This window comes from Mesorhizobium sp. M7A.F.Ca.CA.001.08.2.1, from assembly GCF_003998455.1.
Classification (GTDB): domain Bacteria; phylum Pseudomonadota; class Alphaproteobacteria; order Rhizobiales; family Rhizobiaceae; genus Mesorhizobium; species Mesorhizobium ciceri.
This window is the reverse complement of sequence record NZ_RZPW01000348.1, coordinates 1-6,223: the sequence shown is the minus strand read 5'-3', so window position 1 is coordinate 6,223 and position 6,223 is coordinate 1. Positions and strand designations below refer to the sequence as shown.

Annotated in this window: 7 protein-coding genes; 5 read left to right on the top strand and 2 right to left on the bottom strand. The window is 64.1% G+C overall.

Going from position 1 to position 6,223, the window contains the following annotated elements:
* The 4 genes from EN914_RS20185 to EN914_RS20170 form a co-directional block, all read left to right on the top strand.
* A partial coding sequence (locus tag EN914_RS20185; protein WP_281034661.1) for a dihydrodipicolinate reductase C-terminal domain-containing protein occupies positions 1 to 270 on the top strand: 270 nt, incomplete at its 5' end.
* A 203-nt stretch (positions 271 to 473) separates the two neighbouring features.
* A complete protein-coding gene (locus tag EN914_RS20180; RefSeq protein ID WP_245265360.1) occupies positions 474 to 1,460 on the top strand; it encodes an ABC transporter substrate-binding protein in 987 nt (328 codons plus the stop codon).
* Between the two features lie 142 nt (positions 1,461 to 1,602).
* A complete protein-coding gene (locus EN914_RS20175; protein WP_013532455.1) occupies positions 1,603 to 2,457 on the top strand; it encodes an ABC transporter ATP-binding protein in 855 nt (284 codons plus the stop codon).
* A 13-nt stretch (positions 2,458 to 2,470) separates the two neighbouring features.
* Complete coding sequence (locus tag EN914_RS20170) at positions 2,471 to 3,349, top strand: ABC transporter permease (RefSeq protein WP_013532454.1); 879 nt, start codon at positions 2,471 to 2,473, stop codon at positions 3,347 to 3,349.
* Between the two features lie 28 nt (positions 3,350 to 3,377).
* On the opposite strand, the gene EN914_RS20165 is transcribed toward EN914_RS20170, so the two are convergent.
* Positions 3,378 to 4,730 (bottom strand): sensor histidine kinase, encoded by a 1,353-nt coding sequence (locus tag EN914_RS20165; RefSeq protein ID WP_024504277.1) that lies wholly within the window; start codon positions 4,728 to 4,730, stop codon positions 3,378 to 3,380.
* 13 nt (positions 4,731 to 4,743) lie between these two features.
* Positions 4,744 to 5,421 carry a response regulator gene (locus tag EN914_RS20160; protein WP_024504276.1) on the bottom strand — a complete coding sequence of 226 codons (678 nt, stop codon included), beginning with the start codon at positions 5,419 to 5,421 and terminating at the stop codon, positions 4,744 to 4,746.
* 464 nt (positions 5,422 to 5,885) lie between these two features.
* Between EN914_RS20160 and EN914_RS20155 the strand changes: the two genes are divergently transcribed.
* Positions 5,886 to 6,089, top strand: coding sequence for a DUF680 domain-containing protein (locus tag EN914_RS20155; RefSeq protein ID WP_127389219.1), 204 nt, complete (start codon positions 5,886 to 5,888; stop codon positions 6,087 to 6,089).
* Positions 6,090 to 6,223: the final 134 nt, after the last annotated feature.

Here is a 6,223-nt window from a genome sequence, read left to right as displayed (position 1 = left end):
GATCTGGAGACGGTCGCAAGGCGTGCACGCGATGGCGCCATTGGCGCGCGGCCTCCCGGTGAGATCGGCTTCGCGGTGGTGCGTGGCGGCAGCATCGTCGGAGAGCACAGCGTGAGCTTCTGTGCCGAAGGCGAGCTTGTGACCTTGTCGCATGCGGCCGGCGACCGCGTCATGTTCGCCCGCGGCGCCATTGCCGCCGCGCTCTGGCTCGAGGGACGCCCGCCCGGCGAATACGACATGCGCGACGTTCTCGGTTTCGGCGCTCCGTGACCGGCAGCCACAACGGATTCCATTTCAACGGCCGTTAAAACGACTGAAAGCCAGCTGAAAGCTTGGGCGTGCCATGAAGTCATTACGGCGTTCGCCGTGTGACCGGTGCGGGAGCGGCCGGTAAGGAGGAATGCGGCGCAGCCGGGATGGCGCGCCGCCCAAGTGGAGGAAGTTTCGTGACCGGTTTCATCTCGAAGTGCGCCCTGCGCACAGCGGCGCTAAGCCTTGCTATTGCAGCCACAAGCGCCACGGTGGCTTCGGCTGCCGACAAAATCACCATCATCGTCGGCGGCATGGAAAAGCAGATCTATCTGCCTGCCGTGCTCACCCAGCAGCTCGGCTACTTCAAGGACCAGGGGCTCGATGTCGAACTGCTCAACTCGCGCGCCGGGGTCGAGGCCGAAAATGAACTGCTGGCCGGTGCCGTCCAAGGCGTTGTCGGCTTCTACGATCACACCGTCGACCTGCAGTCGAAGGGCAAATACATCCAGTCGATCGTCCAGTTCAGCCAAGCGCCTGGTGAGGTCGAGCTGGTCTCCGCCAAGCACCCGGAGATCAAGTCGCCCGCCGATTTCAAGGGCGCCACGCTCGGCGTCACCGGTCTCGGCTCCTCGACCGATTTCCTGACCCAGTATCTTGCCGTGCGCAGCGGCCTGAAGCCCGGCGACTACACGCTGCTGCCGGTCGGCGCCGGCAACACCTTCATCGCCGCTGTCAAGCAGGACCAGATCCAGGCCGGCATGACCACCGAGCCGACCATCGCCAAACTGCTCAAGACCGGCGAGGCAAGCATCCTGGTCGACATGCGCACGCCCGAAAAGACCAAGGAAGCGCTGGGCGGCGACTATCCGGCGGCGTCCTTCTATGTCCAGTCCTCCTGGCTCGAAGGCCACAAGGATGAGGCACAGAAGCTCGCCAATGCCTTCGTCAAGACGATGAAATTCATCGCCACGCATTCGGCCGAAGAGATCGCCGACAAGATGCCGAAGGATTATTATGCCGGCAACCGGGACCTTTACGTGCAGGGGCTGGCCGGCGGCAAGGCGATGTTCACGCCGGATGGCCGCATGCCGGCCGATGGTCCGCCGACCGTGCTCAAGGTTCTCTCGACATTCTCGAAGAGCCTGCAAGGCAAGCAGATCGACCTGTCGAAGACCTACACGACCGAATTCGTCGACGCCGCCAAATAGCGGCGCCAGCCTACCACTCGTTGAATAACAAGGGCTTGCGCCGGCTGCTTGAATCAAGAAAGCAGCGGCGCGGCCTCCCGAACACCTGGAGATCCGTGGCACTGCCGCGGGCTCCCTTGCCCCATTGCGACAGGAGTGCGCCATGCAAGTGCAACCCATGGCGGCCGAGAAGCTGTCTCAGGCCGCGCCACAAGCCGACGCCGCGATCGCCATCGATGATGTGACCTTGCGTTTCGTCACGCCCGACGGGCACATGATGACGGCGATCCGCGATTTCACGATGACCGTGGCGCGCGGCGAGTTCGCCTGCGTCGTCGGGCCGACCGGCTGCGGCAAGTCGACGACGCTCAACCTGGTCACCGGCCTGTTGCGGCCGACGACCGGCAATGTCCGCGTCATGGGCACGCCGGTCACCGATATCAGCCGGGACATCGGCTTTGTCTTCCAGGCGGATGCGCTGTTTCCCTGGCGCAGTGTCATCGACAATGTCGCCGCCGGTCCACTTTATCGCGGCACGCCAAAGGCGCAGGCCTACGACCGCGCCCGCGACTGGATCGCCCGCGTCGGCCTCGGCCGCTTCGAGAAGCACTATCCGCACCAGCTTTCGGGCGGCATGCGCAAGCGCGTCGCGCTGGCGCAGACCTTCATCAACCAGCCCAAGATCCTTTTGATGGACGAGCCGTTCAGCGCGCTCGACATGCAGACGCGCACCGCCATGCAGGACGAATTGCTGGATCTGTGGTCGGAGCAGAAATCCTCGGTTGTCTTCGTCACCCACGACCTAGAGGAGGCGGTGGCGCTGGCCGACAAGGTCTATGTGCTCACCGCTGGGCCGGGCACGGTCAAGAGCGTCTACCGCATCGACCTGCCGCGCCCGCGCGTCATGGCCGACATCCGCTACGACCCGAACTTCGTCGAGATCGCCAAGGTGATCTGGAACGATCTGCGCGAGGAAGTGCAGCTCGGCCAGAGCCGGACCTTGCAGACCGGACATTGAAAGGAGAAACAGCATGACCGCAATCTCTCCGACCGCCAACCAGGCCGCCGTCCGCGATGCTTCCATCGCCGTTGCCGAAGCCCGGGCGAGGGCAAGGCTGCGCCGCCGCCACGCGCTTGTCATCTCCTTGCGCCTGGCGATCCTGGTCGTCTTCCTTGGCCTGTGGGAACTCGGCGCCGACTACAACATCATCGACCCGTTCTTCTTCGCCAGCCCTTCTGGCATCTGGCAGCAGATCTGGTCGTGGATCACCGAAGGCACCTCGCAAGGCCCACTCTGGCTGCAGATCTACGTGACGCTGGAGGAAACCTTCCTCGGCTTTGTCATCGGTGCCCTTGGCGGCATCGCCGCCGGCATCATCCTCGGCCGCAATCGGCTGTTGGCGGATGTCTTTTCGATCTACATCAAGATCGCCAATTCGGTGCCGCGCGTCGTGCTCGGCTCGGTGTTCATCATCGCGCTCGGCCTCGGCATGGCGTCCAAGGTGGCGCTTGCCGTGGTGATGGTGTTCTTCGTTGTTTTCGCCAACGCCTTCCAGGGTGTGCGCGAGGCCGACAGGGCAATGATCGCCAATGCCCAGATCCTTGGCGCCTCGCCGTTCCAGATCACCCGCACCGTCATCATTCCTTCGGCGATGAGCTGGATCCTCGCCAGCCTGCATGTCAGCTTCGGCTTCGCGCTGGTCGGCGCGGTGGTCGGCGAGTTCCTCGGCGCCAAGCAAGGCATGGGCCTGCTGATCTCGACCGCGCAGGGCGCCTTCAACGCCAATGGCGTGTTCGCCGCGATGATCATCCTGGCTGTCATGGCGCTGGTGGTGGAGTTCATCATCACCCGCTTCGAGAACTATGTCGTGAAGTGGCGGCCGGCGCCGTTCAACGAGCAGGGAACGTGATCGGTCAGACCAGGGGCAGCCTGACCGGTCAGGCCAGCGGCAGCCTGACCTCAACCAACAGACCGCCGGCCGCGCCATCCCCAAGGGTGACGCGGCCGCCGGCATTTTCGACGACCTCGCGTACAATGGCGAGTCCCAGCCCGCTGCCTTCCTCGGTCGAACCGGCAATACGGTAGAAGCGCTCGAAGACATGGTCTCGCTCGTCCGCCGGAATGCCAGGCCCGTCGTCGGCGACCGTCAGCACGGCTTCGCCGTCGATGGCCGCCAGCTTCACCGTGACACTGCCCTCAGCCCGGGAGTAGCGCAGCGCGTTGTCGACGAGGTTGACGATCATCTCGCGCAGCATGGTGCCGTCGCCGATGACCGGAACGGGGCCAGCCTCCTCGAGGCCGAGATCTATTTTGCGATCGATGGCCGTTGGCGCCAGGGTTTCCAGCACGTGCCGGGCGGCTTCCGCCAGGTCAATGCGGTCGGCGCGCGGCCGCCGGCTGCCTGGCTCGGCGCGTGACAGGGTCAAGAGCTGTTCGGCCAGCCGCGCCAGTTTACCGGAACTCGCCTGCAGCGCCACCAGCGCCTCCTGGCGGGCATCGGCGGCACTTTCGCGAAGCGCATAGCTTGCCTGTGTCGACAGCAGCGCCAGGGGCGTGCGCAGCTGGTGCGCCGCATTGGCGATGAAGCGGCGTTGCGCCGCCATCTGCGCCCGCACGCGCTCCATGTAGGCGTTGAGGGCGTCGATCAGCGGGCGGATCTCGCTTTGCGCACCGGGCACTTCGACGGGGTCAAGGTCGCTGCGGTTTGGCGAGCGTACCGCATCGCGCAGCCGGATCAACGGCGCCAGGCCGCGACGCAAGCCGAGCAGCACGAACACGCCGGCAATCGCCACCAGCGCCAGTTGCTGGGCAAAGGCGCTGAACCAAAGCTGTTTGACCATGGCGTCATGGCCGGCAAGGGTGACGCCCACGGTGACTGATATTGGCGAGTCGTTGCCGGCGCCGATCACCGCATGGCCAAGGGTCAGGAGCCGCAGCTGGTGATCGCGGTAGGCGGCCTCGACACTGGCATGCTGCGGCGCTTCGGGCAGGTCGGGATATCCGGTCAGCAGCCGCCCGCCGGCTGTCTCGACGCGATAGTAGACGCTGTCGCGGTCGCCGGTGTCGAACATCTCGATCGCCGCCGGGGGCACCGTGGCATCGAGCACGCCGTCGACCATGGCGACCTGCTCGGCAATCGCCCGCGCCGATCCGACGAGCATCCGGTCGGCGACCAGGTCCGCGGTCGCCAGTGCGTTGCGCTGGCTGGTCCACAGGTTGATGGTCGCGAGCCCGGCAAGCGGCAGCACCACCCATGCCAGCAATTGCAGGCGGAGGCTGTTGATCCTCATGGCGCCAGGATCGTCACGGCGCCAAATCGTCTTGGCGCAAGAGGTAGCCGAGACCACGCAGTGTGGCGATCTGGACCCGCGACCCTTCGAGCTTCTTGCGCACGCGGTGCACGTAGATCTCGATGGCGCTGGGATCGGCGTCGGTCTCGAAATCGTAGATCGCGGCCGACAATGCCGCCTTGCTCACCGTGCGTCCGGCCTTGACCATCAATTGCTCAAGCACGGCATGCTCGCGCGGTGTCAGCGCCAGCGCCTCGCCGGCAAGCGAAAACAGCCGCGTGTTGGTGTCGAAGACGAGATCACCGCAGGCAACGACCGGCGCGGTGCGGTCATTGGCACGGCGCAATTGCGCGCGGATTCGTGCTTCGAGCTCTTCGATCTGGAAGGGCTTGGCCAGATAGTCGTCGGCGCCCTCATTGAGGCCCTTGACCCGGCCGTCGAGACTGGCGTTTGCGGTCAGCACGATCACCGGCACCCGGTTGCCGCGCGTCCGCAACATTCGCAGCACCTCCAGCCCGCTCATGCGCGGCAGCGCAAGGTCGAGGATGACAAGCGCGTGGTCACCGGCGGCGAGCGCGTGTTCGACATCCTCGCCATCATGGACGATGTCGACGACATAGTTCGCCTGACGCAGGGTCTTGCCCAGCCAATCCGCCAGCTCGCGATTGTCTTCTACAAGCAGCAACCGCATTTCTATCGCTGTCCTGGGGTGCAGGTCACCCGGATTTCCGCCACTTCTTCAACTGGCGCCGCCAAGTCGCGCCCGATTGATGATCGTGCACAAGCGATAATCTCGATCCAACCGCAAGGCAAATGGAGGAGATCCAGAAGTTCAGATGGTGCGCAATCGCCTCAAACCGAACCGTTCAGTTCGATTTCTGTTGACGCACTGTGTAGCAGATGGTGAACGCCGGCCTGGCGAGCGGTCGCGCCTGGTGATGGGCGTTATCGATTAACCGTCTGATTTCAAACAGTTAAATTATGACCGCCGAGGCCCTGTGTCAAATTTCAAGGCCTGGATTCGAGCCGCGGGGGAACATCTTCGTGATTGGAATCCGCGGCAGGGCGAGCCCATCTCGGGGTGGTCCGAGCGACGCGAAATTCCTCCCAAGGGCACGCCACTAGACGGACATGACAAATACTGGAGTAATTAAAATGACCAAGATCGCTCTTACCGCCGCCGCCATCCTCGTTGCCACGGGCACTGCTTTTGCCGGCAGCGACAATTATGGCTCGGCCAACGCCAATCAGCCTGCCGTCGCTGTCGACCATTCGATCACCGCTTCGATCTCCAAGTCGACGCAGACCGTCCAGGCTCCCGCTTCGCAGGGCGCTGACCGCAACCTCTTCGGCCGCTAATCGCGACTGCCGATATCGACCTAACCTTGAACTCAGGAATAATTGAAATGACCAAGATCGCACTCACCGCCGCCGCCATCCTCGTTGCCACGGGCACCGCTTTTGCCGGCAGCGACAATTATGGCTCGGCCAAC

Bases quoted from the DNA above. Each gene is read 5' to 3' on its own strand.
- EN914_RS20160 (WP_024504276.1), bottom strand. From the start codon at position 5,421: ATGCGGTTGCTGCTTGTAGAAGACAATCGCGAGCTGGCGGATTGGCTG.
- EN914_RS20165 (WP_024504277.1), bottom strand. From the start codon at position 4,730: ATGAGGATCAACAGCCTCCGCCTGCAATTGCTGGCATGGGTGGTGCTG.
- EN914_RS20155 (WP_127389219.1), top strand. From the start codon at position 5,886: ATGACCAAGATCGCTCTTACCGCCGCCGCCATCCTCGTTGCCACGGGC.
- EN914_RS20170 (WP_013532454.1), top strand. From the start codon at position 2,471: ATGACCGCAATCTCTCCGACCGCCAACCAGGCCGCCGTCCGCGATGCT.
- EN914_RS20175 (WP_013532455.1), top strand. From the start codon at position 1,603: ATGCAAGTGCAACCCATGGCGGCCGAGAAGCTGTCTCAGGCCGCGCCA.